1 pseudogene is annotated in these 2,074 nt (G+C 66.7%); it reads right to left on the bottom strand.

The features are described 5' to 3' along the window. A pseudogene (locus tag EN738_RS33775) lies at positions 1 to 2,074 on the bottom strand (kinesin); the annotation flags it as partial.

The raw sequence follows: 2,074 nt of genomic DNA, 5'->3' as shown, positions 1-2,074 counted from the left end.
CTCCTCGATGATGCCGGTCTGCCGGTTGAACGCCTGCTCGATCTTCTCGACGTCGGCGGCGATCGTTGCCGAAATGTCGCTGCTCCTGGCGGCCAGTTGGTCGATATGGCCGGACAGGGAGCGGTCGACATCCTTGCGGGTGTCGACGAGCTTCGCCAGGTCGTCTTCAAGCGCGCGGCTCAGCATGTCGCGGCCTTCGGCCAGCTTGCCGACATGGCCGGCGATAATGTCGTCGACCTCGCTGCGGCTGGCGACGAGCTTCTGCAGGTCCGCTTCCAGCGCGCGCCTGAGGATATCGCGGCCCTCGGCGAGTTTCTCGACCTGGCCGGCGACCAGCCCGTCGATGCTGGAGCGGCTTTCGGCCAGCTTGGCGAGGTCGTCCTCGAGTGCCTTCGAAAGCGCCGAGCGATCCTGGGCAAGCCTGTCGCTATGGCCCTGGAGGAGGCTGTTGACGTTCTCCAGGTCGCCTTCCAGCACCCGCGCGAACTCGGCGCGGTTGTCGGTCAGCTTCTGCGACTGGTCGGCAATGGCGTTCCTGATCGTGCTGAGATCGGCATCCAGCGCGCGCTTGAGGATATCGCGGCCTTCCGCAAGCTTCTCGACCTGGCCGGCGACCAGCCCGTCGATGCTGGAGCGGCTCTCCGCCAGCTTGGCGAGATCGTCCTCCAGCGCCTTGGCCAGCGTCGAGCGGTCCTGAACCAGCCTGTTCTGGTGATCGGCCATGATGCCGTTCACATTCTGCAGATCGTCCTGGAGGGCTTGCGACAGCGTCGAGCGATCCTGGACGAGCCGGTTCGTGTGGTCGGAGATCAGGCTGTTCACATTCTGAAGATCGGCTTCCAGCGCCTTCGAAAGCTGGCTGCGCTCTTCCGCCACCCGCTCGGAATGACCGGCGATGGCGCCCTTGATCGTGTTGATATCGGCTTCGAGCGCGCGCTTGAGGATGTCGCGGCCCTCGGCGAGCTTTTCGACCTGGCCGGCGACCAGACCGTCGATGCTGGCGCGGCCCTCCGCCAGCTTGGCGAGGTCGGCCTCGAGCGTCTGCGCCAGCAGGCTGCGGTCGTCGGCGAGCCTGACGGAATGACCCTCGACCAGGTTCCTGATGCCGGACAGGTCGCTCTCCAGCGAACGGCTGAGTTCGCCGCGGTCTTCGGCAAGCTTGGCGGAATGGGTCTCGATCAGGCTCCTGATGCCGATAATATCGGTCTCCAGCGCCTTGGCGAGCACGGAGCGGCCCTCGGCGATCTTCTCGACCTGGCCGGCGACCAGCCCGTCGATGCTGGCGCGGCTGTCGGCCAGCTTGCCGAGATCGGCTTCCAGGGCGCGCGACAGGATGTTGCGGCCCTCGGCGAGCTTCCCGACGTGGCCGGCAACCATTTCGTCAATGATCGTACGGGCTTGCACGAGCTTTCCGGAGTCGTCATTCAGGGCCTGGGCAAGCCGGTTGCGGCCTTCTTCGAGCTGCTCCAGGTGGCTGCCCAGCGACGCGTCGATCGCGGCGCGCGACTCGTTGACCTTGCGCAGGTCGTCTTCCAACGCGCGCGCGATGAGGGTGCGGCCTTCCGCCAGCTTCTGCACCTGGTCGGTCACGGCGGCGTCGATGCCGGCACGGCTTTCGGCGAACGTCGCCAGGTCGGCCTGCATGGCGGCGGCCATGCGATCGCGGCTTTCCGAAAGCTTGCGGCTGTGGTTTTCCACCGCCTCCTCGATGCCGACGCGGGCATCGGCGAGCCGCTGGATGTCGCTGTCGAAGGAGCGCGAGACGACGTGGCGGGCCGCTTCCATGCGGCCGGCGAAGTCGCTGGCGCGGGCCTCGAGCATGGAGGAGGTCGACGAGACGATGTCGGCCATGTCGGCGCCGATCTGCGTCTTGCCCTGGTCGATCATCGCCGAGAGCTGGTCCTTGCTCTCTGCAAAGGTATTGGCGATTTCGCGGGCGCGCTCGACCAGCGTCTCATTGATCTGGCGGGCGCGGGCTTCGAGCGCGGCATTGAGCTTCTGCGTGCCGGTGTCGAGCGCCTCGGCCCGGGTCTGGAATTCGCTGATCAGCGCCTGGCCGCGTTCGGCCAGCGTC

It is taken from the genome of Mesorhizobium sp. M4B.F.Ca.ET.017.02.2.1, assembly GCF_003998955.1.
Lineage (GTDB): Bacteria > Pseudomonadota > Alphaproteobacteria > Rhizobiales > Rhizobiaceae > Mesorhizobium > Mesorhizobium abyssinicae.
Note: the sequence above shows the minus strand (reverse complement) of the source record. Positions and strands in the feature narration are given on the sequence as shown.